The 918-nt window shown below is 72.0% G+C and carries 1 rRNA gene and 1 pseudogene; one reads left to right on the top strand and one right to left on the bottom strand.

Annotation, left to right across the window (positions count from 1 at the left end):
* Window positions 1-75: ribosomal RNA gene (gene rrf / locus ACPXCB_RS31510) — 5S ribosomal RNA — on the top strand; the annotation flags it as partial.
* Window positions 76-166: 91 nt separating this feature from the next.
* Here the strand turns inward: rrf and ACPXCB_RS31505 are convergent.
* Window positions 167-918: pseudogene (locus ACPXCB_RS31505) on the bottom strand (hypothetical protein); the annotation flags it as partial.

Here is a 918-nt window from a genome sequence, read left to right as displayed (position 1 = left end):
AACCCGGAAGCTAAGCCCTCCAGCGCCGATGGTACTGCACTCGTGAGGGTGTGGGAGAGTAGGACACCGCCGGACAACTTTTCCAGTCGAGGGCCGCCCCATCCGGGTCGGCCCTCGACTGCGTAGCGTCGTTGGTGACGCAATGAGGAAGGATGTACCTGTGAGTTCAGGATCGCAGGGCGAAGATCGTCCCCGTCGCTCCGAAGACCGTTCGGGTGGGCGCGAGGGAGCGCCGCGCCGCGACGACCGGCCCCCGTACCGCGAGGACCGGGGCGGCCAGCGCGGCGGATACGCCGGCGGCGACCGCCGTGACGGCGACTCCCGTGGTGGCGACCGCCGAGAGGGCGGCTTCCGGTCCGGTCCGCGTGACGGCGACTCCCGCGGCGGTGGCGCCCCTCGTCGGGACGCCGGCGACCGCCAGGGCGGCTTCCGCAGCGACCGTGAGGGTTTCCGGGGCGGTGACCGCCGCGAAGGTGGCTTCCGTCGAGACGGTGACGAGCGCTCCGGCGGCTTCCGTGGTGGTGACCGTCGTGAGGGCGGCGACCGTCCGGGTGGTTTCCGTGGTGGTGACCGCGAGGGTGGTTTCCGTGGTGGGGACCGTCGTGAGGGTGGTTTCCGTTCGGGTCCGCCGCGTGAGGGCGGCGAGCGCCAGGGTGGCTTCCGTGGTGGGGACCGTCGTGAGGGCGGCGACCGTCCGGGTGGCTTCCGCGGTGGGGACCGTCGTGAGGGTGGCGACCGTCCGGGTGGTTTCCGTGGTGGTGACCGCGAGGGTGGTTTCCGTGGTGGGGACCGTCGTGAGGGTGGCGACCGTCCGGGTGGTTTCCGTGGTGGTGACCGCGAGGGTGGTTTCCGTGGTGGGGACCGTCGTGAGGGTGGCGACCGTCCGGGTGGTTTCCGTGGTGGTGACCGCGAGGGTGG

The organism is Micromonospora sp. DT62, assembly GCF_049847285.1.
In the GTDB taxonomy this organism is placed as follows: Bacteria; Actinomycetota; Actinomycetes; order Mycobacteriales; family Micromonosporaceae; genus Micromonospora; species Micromonospora reichwaldensis.
The sequence above is the reverse complement of the archived record's forward strand: the minus strand, read 5'-3'. Positions and strand labels throughout refer to the sequence as shown.